This is a genomic window from Providencia sp. PROV080 (assembly GCF_033688105.1).
GTDB lineage: Bacteria > Pseudomonadota > Gammaproteobacteria > Enterobacterales > Enterobacteriaceae > Providencia > Providencia zhejiangensis.
Genome location: NZ_CP096346.1, coordinates 2,693,047 through 2,712,149 on the forward strand (window position 1 = coordinate 2,693,047; position 19,103 = coordinate 2,712,149).

Genomic DNA, 19,103 nt, shown 5'->3' on the forward strand with positions numbered 1-19,103 from the left:
TAAAAAATGACAAATATGACACAGCGTCAGGCTCGCGTATCAGCCTATTTTGACCTTATGACAGACGAATCACATCGTCAGTTTAATGATATTGGCAAGGTTCAGCAGCAGGTGCAAAAACCACGTAATCGTAAACTGTGTGAAGACTTGCAACTCGCTATTCGCCGTGCGGGTTTAAAAGATGGCATGACTATTTCATTTCATCATGCATTTCGTGGTGGCGATTTAACGATTAACCTTGTTATGCAAGTCATCGCAGAAATGGGTTTTCGTCATCTCACACTGGCTTCAAGCTCGTTAAGTGCCTGTCATTCACCATTAGTGGAGCATATTCGCCATGGTGTCGTACGTAAAATTTATACTTCAGGTCTTCGAGGCCCATTAGCTGAAGCCATTTCTCGTGGTGAGCTAACTGAACCCGTACAAATCCACTCTCATGGTGGTCGAGCTAATCTTATTCACAGCGGTGAGCTCAGTATCGATGTCGCTTTTATCGGGGTCCCCTCTTGTGATGAATATGGCAATGCTAATGGTTACACTGGTGAGGCCTGTTGTGGCTCACTCGGTTATGCCAAAATTGATGCTGAAACTGCCAATAAAGTCATCATGTTAACGGAAGAACTACTGCCATACCCACACAATCCCGCAAGTATTAAACAGGATGAAGTGGACTATATTGTCAAAGTGCCACGGGTTGGTGATGCCGATAAAATTGGTGCCGATGCGACCCGCATGACCTCGAATCCTAGAGAACTCTTGATCGCTCGAACTGCCGCCGACGTTATCGAAAAGTCAGGCTATTTCAAAGAAGGCTTTTCATTACAAACAGGTACGGGGGGTGCGTCACTTGCTGTTACCCGTTTCTTAGAAGATAAAATGCGCCGTCACAATATCTGTGCCGGTTTTGCCCTCGGTGGTATCACATCCACAATAGTCGATTTACATGAAAAAGGCTTTATTCGTAAATTAATTGATGTGCAAAGCTTTGACCGTGCCGCTGCAATGTCATTAGCTCGCAACCCAAATCATATCGAGATCAGTGCCAATCAATACGCCTGCTTTGATTCCAAAGGTGCCTCGGTGGATATGCTGGATGTGGTGGTGTTAAGTGCACTCGAAATCGATACAAAATTCAATGTTAACGTACTGACAGGATCCGATGGCGTGATACGTGGCGCATCAGGGGGTCACAGTGACACTGCTGTTGCATCAAAACTGTCCATCATTGTTGCACCGTTAGTACGTGGCCGTATACCAACGCTTGTTGATGAAGTGATCACCTGCGTTACGCCTGGGTCTAGTGTCGACATTTTAGTCACAGACCATGGTATCGCTGTTAATCCAGCTCGCCCCGAATTGAAACAACAATTGGAAAACCAAGGAATCAATACCGTTTCCATTGATTGGCTACGTGAACGGGCTGAGTTATTAACAGGTAAACCTAATCCTATTGAATTCACTGATAAAATCGTCGCCGTTGTTCGCTACCGAGATGGCTCTGTGATTGATATCGTGCATCAAGTTAAGGAGTAACACCATGTTTTACCCACTGCCTGATACCATAGAGCAACCTGAAATTTCTTTACCTGAGCTGCTACAAAGTCGTGATAACCGTCAGGCTAGACAGCAGCAGTGGATTGGTCTCCATCAGGTAACCCTGATTTCATTTACTGTCGTTTTTCCTGGTCCTGTCAAAGATAATCATCTTGTCAGACTGATCTTTAATCAGGGATTAAATGCGCTTAAACAGGTCGCTCAACGCAGGCAGTGGGTACTTTTAGCACAACAATCTTTTGCCTTATCGACGGGGCCTGAATGTTTCGTCGCAGTAGATGCCAATGCCATTGAGGTAAAACATGCCTTAATTGAAGCAGAAGCGTTATCTCACGTAGGTCGTTTATGGGATTTTGATGTCTTTGACGCTGAGGGGCGGCAATATTCACGCGCCAAACTAGGCCTTCCCGCTAGACGCTGCTTGCTGTGCGAAAAAGAGGCCAAAATGTGTGCTCGGGAGCGTATCCATCCGCTGAATGAGATTCTTACTCAAATCGAGGTGCTAGCTAATGCGTCCGCTAACGATTGAGCAAACAGAACGGCTCACACATGAGGCCGTACATTATTATAGCCAACTGGGTTGGCAAGCCATGATGGCTGAGGTGAATCTAACCCCAAAACCCGGCCTTGTTGATGCATGGAATACAGGGGCTCACAAGGATATGGCGTTGACTGATTTTCATCTCAGTGCCCGTGCTATCGCTCAGCATTTTCCTGATTTTCTCTTCGCTGGCGCAAAGTATAAACAACTCCCTGTTCAGCATGTTTTGAAAAAAATTCGCCCAATTGGTATTGCATGTGAACAATCGATGTTTCGTGCGACAAAAGGCGTTAATACGCATAAAGGTTCAATCTTCTCTCTAGGATTAGTATTAACCATCATCGGCCGTCAATTAGCGTTACAGAAACCGGTTTCGGCTGCCTCTATCAGTCAAGACGTATCACTGATGTGCCAAGGTATTACGACTGAATTAATGCAAATAACGGATACGCCTACCGCAGGCCAGCGTTTATACCAATCATTTGGTTTAACAGGTGCTCGTGGTGAAGCGGAAAGTGGTTACCGACTCGTGGTTGATTTATCTCTGCCTTATTATTTAAAACAACTTATTGAAGGTAAACCTCAACAACTCGCATTACTTGAAACACTCATCTTATTAATGGCAAACAATGATGATACCAATGTGGCCAATCGTGGCGGACTAGCCGGTTTATCATGGCTGAAAACCCAAGCACAGGCGGTACTTGACCAAGGTGGATTAGTTGATTCGACAGATTTAGAAAAAATTAAACGCTTCGATAGGCAATGCATTATAAAAAACTTAAGTCCAGGTGGAAGTGCAGACTTATTAATTCTCACTTGGTTTTTAGCTCGCTTACCTTATTCAAAATAAAATTAACACCAATTCAATATTAACCGACACAGGAAAAATAAAATTTAATTAACAAAAATAAAAAACTTAATTATTGATTACTGTTTTAACGAATTTATCCCGTATTTGGCATTGAAGGATTTCCAATATCCATTCAAAGCATAACTGTATTCCAAATACACCAGACACAAATTCATAATATTAAATAATAAATTTTAATATTAACCAAATTTAGTATTCATTAAGGAAATTGGCCTATGCAAAAAGATAAAATATGGAAGCTATTTCTTCTCATAGCGATTCCCATAATCATATCGTTAATCCCAACACCGGAAGGGTTACCCCACATTGCGTGGTTATTATTTGGTCTTTACTTAGCCGCTATCGTGGGGCTGGTATTAAAGCCCTATTCTGAACCTGTTATTTTGTTAGCCACTATCGCTGCCAGCGCAGTGGTCATTGGTGTGACAGGCACTAAAGATGTCAAAGTCAGTGAAGTGCTTAATGGCTATGCCTCCGGTACAACCTGGCTCGTCTTTGCTGCCTTTACGCTCAGTGCGGCATTCGTGATTACAGGCTTAGGTAAACGACTCTCTTATATTTTAATTGGCAAGCTCGGTGGAACAACATTAGGTCTTGGTTATGTCACAGCAATTCTTGACTTAATTATTGCACCAGCAACGCCATCAAATACGGCACGTGCAGGGGGAATTGTCTTTCCAATTATTAACAGCGTAGCGGTGGCACTAGGTTCAGATCCTGAAAAAAGCCCTCGTAAAGCCGGCCATTACCTGTTAGTGAACGTTTATATGGTGACAAAAACCACCAGCTATATGTTCCTAACCGCGATGGCACCAAATGCATTAGCATTAGCCATGATGACTGACATTATGGGGATCCATTTAAGTTGGGGTGGATGGGCGCTTGCGGCTGCTATTCCTGGGCTAATTATGTTGATCCTGACTCCCCTTATCATCTACAAGTTGTATCCTCCTGAGTTGAAAAAAGTCAACAATAAAGAGATTGCTGCGAAAGGATTAGCTGACCTCGGCCCAATGACGGTAAGAGAAAAACTGCTCAGTATTATCTTTATCTTAGCTTTGGCGGGATGGATATTTGCAGGTCAAATTGGCGTTAGCGCCTCCACCGTTGCGATTTGTGTTATGGCCTTAACATTAATTCTAGGCGTGGTGACTTGGGATGATGTGTTAAAAAATAAAGGTGGCTGGAATACCTTAATTTGGTATGGCGGTATCATCGGAATGTCTGGCGTGCTAACGAAAGCTGGCTTTTTCAAATGGTTAGCTGATGTGATGGGGCAACACCTTTCATTTGGCGATCAAACAATGCTGGCCTTCTTTGTGATCATGTTTATCAGTGTTGCGATACGTTATTTATTCGCCTCTGGTGGTGCTTATGTCGCTGCGATGGTTCCTGTATTTGCAACCGTGGGTATGGTGGCTGGGGCACCGCCAATGTTACTAGCACTAGGTTTACTGTTCTCTAATGCATATGGCGGTAGCTTAACTCACTATGGCGGCGCGGCAGCTCCAATTGTTTTCGGTGCTGGTTATAACGACATTCGTTCTTGGTGGATTATTGGGGGTATCGTCGCATTCTTAAGTTTACTGGTACATATGACCATTGGTTTAGGCTGGTGGGAAATCTTAATCAGTGCTGGTTTAATTTAAATAATAACGTTTAGCCTAAACGTAAAAATAACCCATGGGATCCAAGTATTATTTGGGTCCCATATAAATATAAAACCTCCCTCTTCTATTATTTTGCTGTGTTATGGGCAGCGGTTATCTTATTTCATGCCATCAACAGCATAAATAATAATAAGCGATACTCTACAGAGGAAAATACATGAAAAAAATACCTTGTATGTTGATGCGCGGAGGCACATCTAAAGGCGTATTTTTATTAGCGGATGACTTACCCCAAAATATCCAAGAACGTGATGAACTCATATTAGCCATTATGGGGTCAGGTCATGCCTTGCAAATTGATGGTATTGGAGGAGGCAGCCCACAAACCAGTAAAGTTGCGATTATCAGTCGTTCATCTCACCCTGATGCAGATATTGATTATTTATTTGCACAAGTATCGATTACCGATCGTCTTGTTGATACGGCACCGAACTGCGGCAATATACTCTGTGCGGTAGGTTCATATGCGATAGAAAAAGGTTTAATACCGGTTACAGGAGATGAAACGATCATTCGTATTCGCAACATCAATACTCATACCTTCGTCAATGCCACAGTGCAAACGCCAAATGGACAAGTGTTGTACGAGGGAAGTACGACTATCGCCAGTGTTCCGGGCCAGGCAGCACCGATCTCCCTCACCTTTTTAAATGCATGTGGCACCAAAACAGGAAAATTGCTCCCCACTGGGCACGAAATCGATATTTTTGATGGGGTGGAGGTGAGTTGCATCGATATGGCGATGCCCGTTGTTTTAATCGATGCTCCACAACTGAATAAAACAGGTTATGAAACGGCGGAGCAGCTTGAAGCAGACGAGACGTTTATGCAACGCTTAGAAAGCATTCGCCAGCAAGCAGGCCTTGCAATGGGGTTAGGTGATGTGAGCCAAAAAGTTATCCCTAAACCCATATTAGTCTCCCCAGCTATTCATGGTGGAACCGTCAACGTACGCTATTTTATGCCACATAAATGCCATGGTGCACTGGCTGTCACTGGTGCTATTGCCATTGCAACCGGCACTATTTTAGAAAACAGTGTGATAAAACGATATTTATCTCAAAAAGTCGATATGCAGCACATCTCTATCGAACATTTAAGTGGGCATTTTGATGTGTCTCTCAATCAACGAGGACATTTCCCTGAAGGATTACAAGCCTCAATTATCAGAACAGCAAGAAAACTATTTGCTGGGGATGTCTATGTCCCTTAACCCGTCACAATGTAAGTTGAAAAATGGCGCCTACTCATCATAGACGCCACTTCCTTGCGGTATCTCTCTATTGAAACTCACCATTAATAAAATAAGAGACTTGGTGTGCTTCATCGGGTGTCGGTATTTCCAGTTTATCGGCCATACGCGACATCACTTTTTCAGGCACCGCATATTGACGTTGGCGATTTTGTTGCTGCCACTGTTTATAAGGTACTTCTAAATAAATCAGATGAACTTTAGCCTGATAACGCGCAAATAAATCGATCATACTGGCGCGCAATGACGCACTGAGTGACGTAGCATTCCAAATAAAATCCTGCTTTTCACGCAATAACCCTTTGGCTTGCTCTTTTGCCTGCTGTGCCACCCAACCTTGGGCATTTCTATCCGCTGGATTAATTTTATGTTTTCGACGAATTTCATCGAGGCACACAACCTCTTTTTGAGGAAAGTACTGAGAAATAAAGTGATCCTTCCCCATACCAGGTAATCCACACAGCATGATAACTTCACTTCCGGCTTCCTCAAACGGTGCATAATCAGGTGTACCCCGTTGATAATGGAAATAATGAAATTTCCCAGCCATAGAAGCAAAAGCTTTTGGTTGTTGCCAGCAACCTTGTTCACGACAAAATAGCTCAAATAATTCAATGCGAGATAAGAGTTCCGCCTGATCTTCACAGATACGCCCCAATACATCCGCTTTTGCTAACAAACACAGCAGCGACATATCGACACGTAAAGAGGCGGCAAAGAGCGCTCTTTCAGGATCCTTTTTTTCCATCACCCATAATGGTAAGCCATGATAGCGAACTAATGCGGCAATTTGCTCTCGAATAATGAAAGGCGTTTCAACCTGCCGAAAAAGAATTTGCCGCGTTGATAACTCACCTTTTTTAGCATGACCCGGCGAAATAATGCGCCCGTTTTCATCCTCGCGCGTCGTACTTCGCTTTTCAACATCATGCATGAGTGCCGCCGTCCATACGATATTTTTCTGCAAGTCAGAAAGTTGCTGGTATTCAGGCAATGTTTCTAACGCTGCAAGCACCATTTGGGTATGTATCGCAACATCGCCTTCGGCATGATGTAATCCATCTTGAGGAACCCCTCGCATATCACGAACAAACTCAAATTGAGACTCTAACTGTGACCACTCCGTTGTGTCCGTTAATTGCCAATTCATCTCGCCTCCTTTTTGCGCTCGAACGCTAACTTTGCTCGCTGCCAGTTTCTTTTCCAATGAATATCAGTCTTAACATGATTTTTGCGTACATACTTAAACACATGCGACATGAAATCATCGACTAAAAAGCGCTGGCTATCGCGAGTGACAATCCCTTCCATGCTGCAAGGGAGTTGAGTATGCGTATCGCAAGCACCGAAATGGCTATCCTGTGAAGCCGCCTCGATGAGTTGTTGTCCGTACACTTGCGGCCCTTGCTGTTGGCTAATACTCAGAGAAAGCTCAGGCACTGTCGGAAAATCAAACAATGCTGCATAAAACTTGACTTCATCCCAACTTAACCAGTAGCGGCCTTGTCGTACGGCAAAAATATAGAAATAATCTTCAATATGTTGATATTCAATAGAGTGTACGGCGTAGAGATTTTCTCCGAATAGCTCGATATCCCCTAAATCATGCTTGATTAACTGCCAGCGCTGACGTATCTGTTGGCTCCATGCGGACTGCGTTGGCGTCGCATGAGAACGAGCAAACACCCCATATTGGCTTAAGCAATTATTTTCACCATCGAGTTTTTCAGTATGTACCAGCTGCTTAATATTCTGGATGTGTGACCACCAATCGCTATTGATACGATCATCGCTAGTGGTGCCAGGTGAGAACGGATAGTGATACGTTCTACCATACTTTCTTGATTGCATAGTCATTATGCTCTCTCTACAGAAATAGAAAAAACAACAAATCTTTTCGCAAGATTTGCCTCTGCGTTATATGAGAAATCAAGAGTTGGTATTACATATTAATTCCGCGAAACGGCCTCATAATGGAGTGGTATAGATTTAAAACCTTTGTATTAAAGCGGGGGCATTCTAGACTAACAGTGAAGCAAAAAGCGAGGAAATTAATCCGAATTTATACTATTCAACAAATTACCGTAGCCAATTAGGCTACGGTTTGTGAAATATTGGTCAAACGGCTAGCATCTAATAAAGCCCGAGCACAGCACCAATGGCTAAAGTAAAGAAACTGAACAACCAAATCCATCCGAATGAATAACGTAAATGACGTCCCATATCAATTCCTGCTAGCCCCATCGCAAGCCAAGCTGCTGGCGAGAATGGACTCACAAATGTCCCCGCATTATTCCCAATCGCCATCGCATATACGACAGATGAAGGATCGACTCCAGCTGTTTCAGCAATTTGTTGAATGATCGGTAATAGCGCGAAATAATACGCGTCCGTACTGGTGAAAATATCCATCGGCACACCTAAAATTCCAACAAAAATATGAATTTTAGATACCCACTCTGTTGGCAATATTGCCGTTAAGTCTTCCGCGATAGATTTCAGCATGCCTCCCTCGGATAAAATTCCAAGAAACGCGCCAGCAGCTAAGATAATAGCGACCATGCCTAATGCCTGTGGAGCATGTTGTGATAACACCTTCATCTGATCTTTTGGATTAGGGAAGTTAACTAGCAAAGCTATCGATAAGGCGATCATAAAGACATACGGTGCCGAAAGTAGCCCAAAAGCAAGGCAAATCACGGAGGCTAGGATTAACCCACCATTAATCCACGGTTTTTTCGGTTTATGAGTTTGTTCACTAATATCTGCCATCTGTTCATTTGCTGGCAACAAGGAATCCATCATGTATGGCGTAGTGCCTTTAGCGGCAGCGGCAGCAATACGACGTTTTTCACGTACTCCCATTAGTGCAGCGAAAACGGCAGCACCAGCCATGCCAATGATTTGTACTGGAATTAAACTCTGCCATAACGTTGCCGCATCAATACCTGTTACCGCCGAAGCACGTCCCAATGGGCCTCCCCACGGCACCATATTCATAATCCCCATGCTGGCACACATCAATAGCAGCATTAAGTAAGGGCTCATGCCAAGCTGCCGATATAGTGGCAGTAACGCAGGGATAATAATTAAGAAAGTCGCAGCCCCTGAGCCATCTAAGTGTACGAGGCCCGCAATTAATGTGGTCATAACACAGACAATAATGACATTGCCTCGCGTCATTTTAACCATCAAACGAATCAGCGGATCAAAAATATGCAGATCCTTCATCAAACTAAAGAATAAAATGGCGAACAAGAACATCGCAGCCACTTTGGAAACTTTATTAATGCCGCTTTCAAAAAAAGTCGATATTTCTGCTATTGAATATCCCGCAATTAATGCGCCGATAAAGGGGATACATGACATAGCAATGATAGGGCTAACTTTGCCCATCATCAGTAGGGTGACGATAGAAAGAATGATCAAGATACCAATAATTGTTAACACATTGAGTTCCTTATTAGAATTATATTTTCAGGTGAATATTAAAAATTAAATATACTTAAAATGTGTATTGATTTATTTCATTGTTTAATTTCAATCGTGAGACATTTATTTTTAATATGCTCAAGTAAACACATCTACCTATCAGCCCTTATATAAATCAAAATTCAATTTCGCAAGTGTCATTTGTCTTTTTTGCGGAATAAATGATGATAAATCAACAAGTAAAATTAGCATTTAAAATAAAAAAACAGATAAAAAATCTATTAACTCCATTAAAACCATTAATGAAAATTAACGCCAATTAGATTTGTTTTTTATTTATTTAATTGCTAAGCTAGCGAATATCAGACAGTAATTATTTTAAATTATTAAATCAGTTTATATTTTCTATTTTTTTTTAACTTTTTTGTTTTCAAATCACCGGTGAGAAGCAGGAAATTATACTTTTTCACTTAACACTCAAATTTATACTTATTCACTTGCATTATTCCGTTATGACTAGCGCGAGATCATGGATAGGATAAAACCACATGAACAGCACAGAATAAGACTAAACTTATGAGTACTATAGACAAATGACTCACGACCACTAAGGAACAAGACAAATGAGCTTCCTATTTTCTCCCGCCTCTCTTGGGCAGGTCTCCTTAAATAACAGGATCATTGTTCCACCAATGTGCCAATATTCTGCTACCGATGGCATGCCAACAGCTTGGCATAATGCCCACTATATGAACCTTGCCTTGTCAGGGGCTGCTTTAGTCATTATTGAAGCCAGTGCAGTGACGCCTGTAGGACGCATTACCTATAAAGACTTAGGTCTGTGGAATGATGAACAAGCCGATGCATTAAAAAAAATGTTAGAAGATATCAGGCAGTTTGCTGATGCACGCTTAGGAATTCAACTCGCTCATGCAGGTAGAAAAGCCTCTTCCGACCTTCCTTGGCTTGGCGGTCAAAGTTTAGCCAAAGAACAACCCCATGGTTGGCAGACAGTGTCTGCATCCAATTTACCTTTTGGTCATGCACATCCACCGCGTGAACTCAGTCAACAAGAGATCACTGAAACCGTACAACATTTTGTCGATGCCGCTAAACGCGCGGAATATGCTGGGTTTGACGTTATTGAAATTCATGCGGCACACGGTTATTTATTGCATCAATTCTTATCCCCATTATCAAATACACGACAAGATGAATACGGCGGTAGTTTTACTCATCGTAGCCGTTTATTAATTGATGTTTTTCGGGAAGTCAGAGAGGCCATTAGCCCTAATATTGCTGTTGGTGTAAGGATCTCAGCAACGGACTGGGTTGATGGTGGCTGGAATGTGCCTGAATCCATTGAACTTAGCGAATTATTGGAAGAATTAGGTTGCGACTATATCCATGTTTCTTCCGGTGGGTTATCTGAACAACAACAGATCCCAATCAGCCCAAATTACCAAGTCCCACTTGCTCAAGCGATCAATGAGCATACCTTTATGCCTGTTATCGCGGTTGGTTTAATTACGGAGCCTGCTCAGGCAGAAGCCATTATTGCAACAGGGCAAGCTGATTTTGTTTCGATCGGCCGAGGAATGTTGTTTGACCCACGTTGGCCATGGCATGCAGCGACACAATTAGCAGAACACATCAAAGTCGCCCCACAATATTTGCGAAGTGCGCCACATCAATTTAAGCAATTATTTAGCTAAAAAAAGAAGCAATCACAGCGGTAGATGATTTAACCGCCGCTGTGATTGACGCTAATTAACGCTCAGCCTGCGTGCACTGATTAACAAATTCAATCATTGATTTTTGGAAATCAGATTCAGCGGTTGCTGATTTCGCTAATTCACCTTCAATACGTTTGAACTCTTTCAAACCATATTTTTCGATAGTCTTATCATAGGCACAACCACAGATAGCACTAATAGCATCTGCGGTTTCACCGGCTGGGCTACCGGATGCTTTTACACAATCATTCACAAAACTTGCTTTATATTCAGCAATTTCCGCTTTATCATCCGAACATGCTGCCAATAAAGTCATAACGCCTGCCATACCCAAAACTAATGCGATCTTTTTCATCTTTAGCCTATTATAAATTTAGTTTGCATTACGATTAATCTAAAAAACCAAATGAGAAAATCATATTTAGATTAATTCCCCATACCTTTTACATGTGAATAATAATAGCTGCTTTAGATTAAAAAATCTCTAGTATAAAGGCTATTTTTCATTGCCGTCTTATTTCGATAATAAGCGAAAAGAGCGCCATCGATAATAAAACAATGCGCTTAAAATAAGAATACAGCCTAAAATTTGGATGGCAGGCATTCTCTCATGATACCAAATAGCGGCAACAAATACCGTCATAACAGGCTCGAGTATCATAATGATCGCAGCATTTGCAGCAGTCGTATTTTTTTGTCCAATTAACTGCAAAATAAATCGTAAACTCGTTGCGATCACCACACTTGCGATAAACCACATTAAGGTCGATGTGGCTATCGTTGTAGGCCACTCTTCTAAAAAGAAAGACAACATTAGCCCAACGATACCTGTACAAGCTAATTGAATGGTCGTTAGCGGTAAAATAGGCACACTGCGGGCATAAACACTGGTATAACAAAAGTAAATTGCTTGTACGATTGCTGCGGCTAAAAACCAAAGTTGACTACTTTTAAATTGGATTTGCCCTTTAAATAGGGTCAAACAGGCAAGACCTAAGACTGCCACAGGTAGTGCTTGCCAAAAGTAACGTGTAGGACGAATTTTTAACAAAACCCATCCGACTAATGGCACAAACAGCATCGCTAAACTCATAATAAATGCCCCCTCACCTAATGAATCGGTTGTCGCTACCGCATAAATCCATAAGACGAGGTTAAGAGCCATCCATCCTCCGGTCATTAAAATGCTCGGAATTTGCTGTAATTGAATTCGATTTCGTTTACCTAGGCAAAAAGGTAAGAGAATAACCGCTGCAAGTAAAAAACGGCTTCCGAGAAAAGCAAAGATTGGCATACCTTGCACGGACTCACGGGAAAATACCCATCCCCATGCCGCAATAAAGGTAGTCAGCACTAAGAACACTTCCGCTTTTCTTTGTGGCTGCATAATTTATTTTACCTATTGATTATGTTTATTAGTGATAATCATACTGCCTATATGTTTTATGCCAATCGATATTTTATATTCACAATCAAATAAGACCTTTATAGCAACAAAATTTCCTCTTTATAAATGACTCGTCTCACCGAAGTTTGCTTTTTTCGTTGCCATCTCCTCTATTTCCTGTTTTTCATTTCGTAAATGAGGAAATCAGCTCTTTAATCCGTCAATTTTTCTCCTTTTTAAGCATGACATAATATCTTCAGTTTTATGCCAAGACGTGATCAAAACTATATTTGAAAAGGCGGGTCAATATGAGGAATATTCCTAAAAACGCGGATACCGATCCTGCGGCCGTTCAGAATATTAAGCGTGCTATTCAGGCTCGTAAATATGCGTATCCTGCGGAAATCAGTTTATTATGGAAAAACACAAGGGATTCATCATTCAACATCAGTTGGTCAAGCATTATGTTGACAGCTTGTTTAGTCAGTGCCCTGTTAATATTACTGATTAATTATTTGCTGTAATTGTATTATAAAAAAGCCCCCAGTAATTAGTGGTTCAACTACTGGGGGTCTCTTCAAAATGACCAAACTAATTCATTTAATTAATCACCAATAACCTAAGAATTTCCACCAAACGCTACCTAAGCCGATCCAAATAATTAGGTTAACAACACTCATCACAAAACCGGCTTTCCACCATTCACCTAATGTTACATAACCTGAACCAAAAATAATCGGCGCCGTCCCTGTACCATAATGCGTTAATGACATCATTAACGAAGATGAGAATGCCAATGTTAATCCAAGTAACATTGGAGGTGCGCCAAGTGCTAATCCAGCAGCAAAGAAAGCACCAAACATCGCGGTAATATGCGCTGTTGTACTTGCAAAGAAATAGTGCGAATAAACATAAATTAGAACAAGTATTAAGGCTCCCGACGCCCAGCTCAGTCCCATATTATCAATCGAAGTTCCCACTGAGACAGACATCCATTTAATCAGCCCTAATTTACCAAGGAAGCTCGCCATCATCACTAAAGCAGCAAACCAGACGACGGTATCCCAAGCGCCTTTATTTTTTAATACATCATCCCAATTTATTACGCCAGTTGAGAGTAAAATACCTAACCCAATAAATGCCGCTGTTGTCGCATTAACACTGTAGCTTGGGCCAAATAACATTGCCGGTACCCCAGCCCACATTAACAGTAATAATACGAATACCCCGAGTGTAATAACTTCAGGTAATGAAATAGGGCCTAATTGCTGTAAACGCTCTTTGGCAAAGTTAGGCGCATCGGGTGTTGAGGTGATTTCAGGTTTATACATGAAATAGATGACTAAAGGCATCAAAATTAATGAAACTAAAGCGGGCGCAAATGCAGCAATAGCCCACATTGACCATGTTAATTCACTCGCTCCCCCTGCTTCACTGACGATCAAACTGACAATGAGTGGGTTTGGTGCTGTCGCGGTAATAAACATTGCAGAAGTAATAGGGTTAATATTGTAGTTCACTAACGAGAGGTAACGACCTATTTTCCCAGAAGTACCATCATCCGCTTTAGAGCCAAAGCTATCAGCAATTGAGCGCATAATCGGGTGAATGATCCCCCCTCCTCGAGCAGTATTACTTGGCGTTACAGGAGCAAGTACTGTCTCAGCAATGGCAAGTGAATAAGCTATCCCCAACGTTTTTTTACCAAACAATGAAATAACATAATAACCAATTCTAGCGCCTAATCCGGTTTTATTTAGGCTCATAGAGACCATGATTGAAATACCAATTAGCCAAATCAGGTCATTAGAAAAACCACTTAATGCATCTGCAATCGCAGCCTTTGTTGAATTCGGATTAGTCACTCCCGTCACGGCGACTAACGCGATAGCAATAATAGACACACCACCAATTGGTAGTGCTTTACCAATAATAGCGGCAATCGTACCAACAAATAGCGCTAATAAATGCCAAGCATTCGGATTAACGCCTTCCGGTACGGGGATAAGGAACCAAATAATGAGTGTGATTGCAACTGCAATCAATGTAGGTATCGGTTTTAGAGGGGTCAGTTTATTCATATCAGGATATCCATACGAGTTTTAAAAATGGAAATAAAATTTTTTCTAGTCATATATTTTCTATCTTTGTAAACATGTTAGCGAAATATCTCCGCCAGACTTTGATCGTTATCATTGAGTTACTTAGTTTTACATATAAGAAACGATTTTAATTTAGTAACAGAATGTAATTCATGATTACAAAAAATATTATTAACAATTAACAAGTAATTATCATAGAATTAACATATTCCTAATTGAGAAAATGAGATGATTGAAGATAGCCATTTATAAGATCCTCCCTAATCTTTAAATTCATTTTCCCTCATAAAGAATATCGGCTTAATTATTAAAGCAATATGAAAGTGAAACACCACAATATACAAAAAACCAGACTAATTTATATTAAAATTAACAAAAATGAAGGCTGAATCGAATTATTAATATAAACAGCTTTTATTATGCAATAATCACATTAAATAAAAGACTTCAATCTTCATTTACTATAGTGTTCAAATAATAATCTCTTTGTACCTATTTTCTCTTTCATAATTTTGTTTCTCTTACCATCATGATAATTAAGGTATGAAACTATTACTCTCTGCACTACAATTATCTGTTGATTGAATTTCATACCCTGTATGGCTATTTAATCTAACCTTAATCATGAATATACTCCAAATAAACTCACGACTCTGAGGAAATATAAATGACAAAAAATGATGTTAGTTATGATAAAGAACAACAGCCTTGTATTATTTTATGCACGACGAATAGCCAAAACAATGCCATCAAAATTGCTCAGCAATTATTAGATAAACGGTTAGCGGCATGTGTCTCTTTGCTACCCGAGATAACATCGATATATCAATGGAAAAACACGATCGAACAAGATAAAGAAATAATGTTATTCATTAAATCTACGCATAAAAATCAGCCTGAATTATTCGCTGCCATCAAGGAAATTCACCCATACGAAACCCCAGAGTTGATTAGCCTAGATTTAGATAAAATCGATAGCCGTTATCTAGAGTGGTTAATAAAAGCGGTAAAATGAACCAATAATCATCCTAAATAGTGAGTAAGCTCTCAATATTTCAATCACATCTCTCATTATCTAAGGGTAAACAACTGGTCAGCTCTGGTAAGTAAAAAATTAATGTTATACAGAAGTTCTCGTTTTCGATTTATTTGCCCTCTTTTAGGAGGGCTTTTTTATCCTATTAAAACATATCAATAAAAGTATAAAAAAGACCCTCATTTAAAGAGGGGTCACTTGAAAATCAACGGAGTTAAATAAGTAACTTCACCTACTGTGATATACGCTTATTTTTACTGTTCAATAAAACAAGAAACCCCCAATAAATCGGGGGCGAAAATAAAATGAATGATGATTAAATTTGGCGTACAGGCGTATCACCTGCAACATAGTAGTCTGCTTGGCTCGCAGGTAACGGCTCACGACCACGGATTTTATCCGCCATCTTTTCAGCTATCATGATGGTTGTTGCATTCAAATTACCCGTGATAATCAGCGGCATAATTGATGCATCAATTACCCTGAGATTTTCGAGCCCATGAACCCGACCTGCACCGTCAACAACGGCCATTTCATCATATCCCATCTTGCATGAACCACAGGGATGAAATGCTGTTTCAGCACGTTCACGCACAAATGCATCCAGCTCTTCATCCGTTTGGATATGCTTACCAGGGCTAATTTCTTTACCTCGATAAGGATCCAGTGCTGGCTGTGCCATGATTTCACGTGTAATACGAATGGCTGCGCGGAACTCTTCCCAATCCTGTTCACTGGACATGTAATTGAACAAAATACTAGGGTGCTGATAAGGATCCGTGGATTTTAATCTTACACGACCACGGCTAGGTGAACGCATCGACCCGACGTGTGCTTGGAAGCCATGCACATTTACAGCATTACTGCCGTTATAGTTAATGGCTACAGGTAAGAAGTGAAATTGAATATTTGGCCACGCAAATTTATCGCTGGTACGAATAAATCCGCCAGCTTCAAATTGGTTACTGGCACCAATCCCCGTACCTTTAAATAACCATTCAGCACCAATTGCGGGTTGGTTATACCACTTTAATGCTGGATAGAGAGATACAGGCTGCTTACATTCATACTGCAAATACATTTCCAGATGGTCTTGTAAATTTTGCCCTACTCCCGGTAAGACATGTACAGCAGGAATATTAAACTCTTGCAGAACATCTTCAGGCCCAACCCCCGAACGTTGCAAAATTTGAGGTGAAGCTATCGCCCCAGCACATAATAGGACCTCCTTACGTGCTTTTACCTGAACGGCCGTTTTATTATTCCCTTGATAAAACTTCACACCGACTGCTTTTTTGTCTTCAAATTCAATAATATCTGTCGTAGCATGCGTGATAATAGTTAAATTAGGACGTTTTCTGGCTTGATCCAGATAACCACGAGCCGTACTCGCACGACGCCCTTTTGGCGTTACTGTTCTATCCATAGGGCCAAAGCCCTCTTGTTGATAGCCATTCAGGTCATCAGTTCGCGGATAACCCGCTTGAACACCGGCCTCAACCATGGCATGAAACAACACGTTATTGCCATTTTTCGGTGTCGTCACACTCACGGGGCCATCGCCACCATGATAATCATTAGCCCCTATATCACGCGTTTCTGCTTTGCGGAAATAGGGCAAACAATTGAGATAACGCCAATCTTCTAAGCCTGGTGCTTGAGCCCACCCATCAAAATCTAATGCATTACCACGGATATAGCACATGCCATTGATCAGTGATGAGCCTCCTAATCCTTTTCCTCGTCCGCACTCCATACGGCGATTATTCATATGCGGTTCAGGATCAGTTTCATAGGCCCAATTATAACGTCGACCTTGTAATGGATAGGCTAAAGCCGCTGGCATTTGTGTACGAAAATCGAACCTGTAGTCCGGTCCTCCAGCTTCAAGGAGCAGCACAGTAACATCAGAATCTTCTGTCAGGCGGGTAGCAAGAACGTTACCGGCTGAACCAGCACCGATAATAATGTAGTCATAGACCATTGTTATCTCCTCTGTTTCAGTCAAATTTAAAATAAGCGATTAAAATACCGAGGCAAACTCCCCAAGTTCGACTTGTATTGATTTTATTTGAGTATAATTTTGGAGTGTTACTAGGCCATTTTCACGACCCACCCCTGAGTGCTTATAGCCCCCAACAGGCATTTGTGCTGGTGATTCCCCCCAAGTATTTATCCAACAGATACCCGCTTCTAATTGATGGATGACTCGATGCGCTCGTGAGATATCACGAGTGACAAGCCCTGCGGCTAAGCCATATAACGTATGGTTTGCACGTTCGATAACTTCATCTTCCGACTGATAGCTCAAAATACTCATCACAGGACCAAAAATCTCTTCTTGGGTGATTTGCATATCATCAGAACAATCAGTAAAGACGGTTGGCAGCACATAAGCGCCTTGAGCAAATGCCCCTTCAGTCAAACGCTCACCACCACAAAGTAATTTAGCGCCCTGCTGTTTACCTATTTCGATATAGCGCAATACATTTTCCATATGTGGAAAACTCACCAATGGACCAAAGTTAGTTGTCTCATCGAGCGGTGAACCTATTTTGATGCGCGCCACACGTTGTTGAATTTTCTCTTCAAATTGTGCTTTTAAGCTTTCTGGCACAAAAACTCGAGTGCCGTTAGTGCAAACTTGGCCTGAACTATAGAAATTGGCCATCATGGCAATATCTGCTGCGTTATCCAGATCAGCATCATCAAAAATAATAAGCGGTGACTTGCCACCAAGTTCCATCGTGACATCTTTTAATGTCGAACCCGAAGCATTTGCCATCACTTTTTTGCCTGTCGCAACACCACCGGTGAAGGATATTTTTGCAATCCCTGGGTGTTCTGTTAGCCATTGACCCACATCCGCACCAGCGCCTGTCACAACGTTAAAAACGCCTGCTGGCAGTCCGGCTTCCGTATAAATCTCAGCCAGTTTTAGTGCGGTCAGCGATGTGACTTCACTTGGCTTAAATACCATGGCATTACCTGCCGCCAAAGCGGGTGCAGATTTCCAAAGTGCGATTTGAATTGGATAGTTCCACGCACCAATCCCAGCAACAACCCCAAGTGGCTCGGGGCGTGTATAGACGAATGCGCTCTCACGTAAAGGAATTTGCTCTCCTTCTAACGCGGGGATCAAGCCTGCATAGTACTCTAAAACATCAGCACCCGTAACAATATCCACATAGCGTGTTTCAGATAATGGTTTACCGGTATCCAACGTTTCCAAGTGTGCCAATTCGTCATTGCGCTCACGTAAAATATCAACAGCACGGCGCAAAATACGAGAACGCTCCATTGCCGTCATCGCTGCCCATACTTTTTGCCCTTGTTTGGCACTTTCCACAGCCCAATCAATGTCTTCACGCGTTGCAGATTGTAAACATGCGATCACTTCACCATTCGCTGGATTCATTGCATCAAACTGCCCACATTCAGGTTGTGAGCTATCCACATAACCACCATGAATATAAAGTTTATGTAATTGTGGTTGGTGCATAATATCTCCTTTCTGTT

16 protein-coding genes are annotated in these 19,103 nt (G+C 41.5%); 8 read left to right on the top strand and 8 right to left on the bottom strand.

Features of this window, described 5'->3' with window-relative positions:
- Positions 1-6 precede the first annotated feature (6 nt).
- The 5 genes from citF to M1F03_RS11970 all read left to right on the top strand — a co-directional run bounded on the left by citF (position 7) and on the right by M1F03_RS11970 (position 5,852).
- Positions 7-1,533: a citrate lyase subunit alpha gene (gene citF, locus M1F03_RS11950; RefSeq protein ID WP_154622463.1), complete on the top strand. Its 1,527-nt coding sequence runs from the start codon at positions 7-9 to the stop codon at positions 1,531-1,533.
- Between the two features lie 4 nt (positions 1,534-1,537).
- Positions 1,538-2,083 carry a citrate lyase holo-[acyl-carrier protein] synthase gene (gene citX / locus M1F03_RS11955; protein ID WP_251464405.1) on the top strand — a complete coding sequence of 182 codons (546 nt, stop codon included), beginning with the start codon at positions 1,538-1,540 and terminating at the stop codon, positions 2,081-2,083.
- Complete coding sequence (gene citG, locus M1F03_RS11960; protein ID WP_154622465.1) at positions 2,064-2,948, top strand: triphosphoribosyl-dephospho-CoA synthase CitG; 885 nt, start codon at positions 2,064-2,066, stop codon at positions 2,946-2,948. Before citX ends, citG begins: the two co-directional genes overlap by 20 nt.
- Before the next feature lie 236 nt (positions 2,949-3,184).
- The gene (locus M1F03_RS11965) at positions 3,185-4,618 is read left to right on the top strand and encodes an anion permease (protein WP_154623068.1); all 1,434 of its coding nucleotides are present in this window, start codon (positions 3,185-3,187) and stop codon (positions 4,616-4,618) included.
- A 178-nt stretch (positions 4,619-4,796) separates the two neighbouring features.
- Complete coding sequence (locus M1F03_RS11970) at positions 4,797-5,852, top strand: 4-oxalomesaconate tautomerase (protein WP_249998984.1); 1,056 nt, start codon at positions 4,797-4,799, stop codon at positions 5,850-5,852.
- A 67-nt stretch (positions 5,853-5,919) separates the two neighbouring features.
- Here the strand turns inward: M1F03_RS11970 and M1F03_RS11975 are convergent, their stop codons facing one another.
- The 3 genes from M1F03_RS11975 to M1F03_RS11985 form a co-directional block, all read right to left on the bottom strand.
- Positions 5,920-7,041 (bottom strand): AAA family ATPase, encoded by a 1,122-nt coding sequence (locus M1F03_RS11975; protein ID WP_154623070.1) that lies wholly within the window; start codon positions 7,039-7,041, stop codon positions 5,920-5,922.
- A complete protein-coding gene (locus M1F03_RS11980; RefSeq protein WP_251464406.1) occupies positions 7,038-7,748 on the bottom strand; it encodes an RNA ligase family protein in 711 nt (236 codons plus the stop codon). Before M1F03_RS11980 ends, M1F03_RS11975 begins: the two co-directional genes overlap by 4 nt.
- 276 nt (positions 7,749-8,024) lie before the next feature.
- Complete coding sequence (locus tag M1F03_RS11985; RefSeq protein WP_163862299.1) at positions 8,025-9,341, bottom strand: CitMHS family transporter; 1,317 nt, start codon at positions 9,339-9,341, stop codon at positions 8,025-8,027.
- Positions 9,342-9,946: 605 nt separating this feature from the next.
- On the opposite strand from M1F03_RS11985, the gene M1F03_RS11990 reads away from it, so the two are divergent.
- The gene (locus M1F03_RS11990; RefSeq protein WP_154622928.1) at positions 9,947-11,038 is read left to right on the top strand and encodes an NADH:flavin oxidoreductase/NADH oxidase; all 1,092 of its coding nucleotides are present in this window, start codon (positions 9,947-9,949) and stop codon (positions 11,036-11,038) included.
- A gap of 55 nt (positions 11,039-11,093) precedes the next feature.
- Here the strand turns inward: M1F03_RS11990 and M1F03_RS11995 are convergent, their stop codons facing one another.
- Both M1F03_RS11995 and M1F03_RS12000 read right to left on the bottom strand, forming a co-directional pair.
- Entirely contained in the window at positions 11,094-11,414 is a 321-nt protein-coding gene (locus M1F03_RS11995) for a hypothetical protein (protein WP_154622929.1), read from the bottom strand.
- A gap of 159 nt (positions 11,415-11,573) precedes the next feature.
- On the bottom strand, positions 11,574-12,446 hold the full coding sequence (locus tag M1F03_RS12000; protein ID WP_154622930.1) for a DMT family transporter: 873 nt from the start codon (positions 12,444-12,446) through the stop codon (positions 11,574-11,576).
- Positions 12,447-12,754: 308 nt separating this feature from the next.
- On the opposite strand from M1F03_RS12000, the gene M1F03_RS12005 reads away from it, so the two are divergent.
- Complete coding sequence (locus tag M1F03_RS12005) at positions 12,755-12,970, top strand: 3-oxoacyl-ACP synthase (protein WP_154622931.1); 216 nt, start codon at positions 12,755-12,757, stop codon at positions 12,968-12,970.
- Positions 12,971-13,054: 84 nt separating this feature from the next.
- Here M1F03_RS12005 and M1F03_RS12010 read toward each other — a convergent pair whose 3' ends face one another.
- On the bottom strand, positions 13,055-14,527 hold the full coding sequence (locus M1F03_RS12010) for an anion permease (protein ID WP_154622932.1): 1,473 nt from the start codon (positions 14,525-14,527) through the stop codon (positions 13,055-13,057).
- Positions 14,528-15,215: 688 nt separating this feature from the next.
- Between M1F03_RS12010 and cutA the strand changes: the two genes are divergently transcribed.
- Positions 15,216-15,563 carry a divalent-cation tolerance protein CutA gene (gene cutA / locus M1F03_RS12015; RefSeq protein WP_154624575.1) on the top strand — a complete coding sequence of 116 codons (348 nt, stop codon included), beginning with the start codon at positions 15,216-15,218 and terminating at the stop codon, positions 15,561-15,563.
- A 337-nt stretch (positions 15,564-15,900) separates the two neighbouring features.
- Here cutA and betA read toward each other — a convergent pair whose 3' ends face one another.
- Both betA and betB read right to left on the bottom strand, forming a co-directional pair.
- Entirely contained in the window at positions 15,901-17,568 is a 1,668-nt protein-coding gene (gene betA / locus M1F03_RS12020; RefSeq protein ID WP_251464408.1) for a choline dehydrogenase, read from the bottom strand.
- A 39-nt stretch (positions 17,569-17,607) separates the two neighbouring features.
- Positions 17,608-19,086 (bottom strand): betaine-aldehyde dehydrogenase, encoded by a 1,479-nt coding sequence (gene betB / locus M1F03_RS12025; protein ID WP_318839939.1) that lies wholly within the window; start codon positions 19,084-19,086, stop codon positions 17,608-17,610.
- Positions 19,087-19,103: the final 17 nt, after the last annotated feature.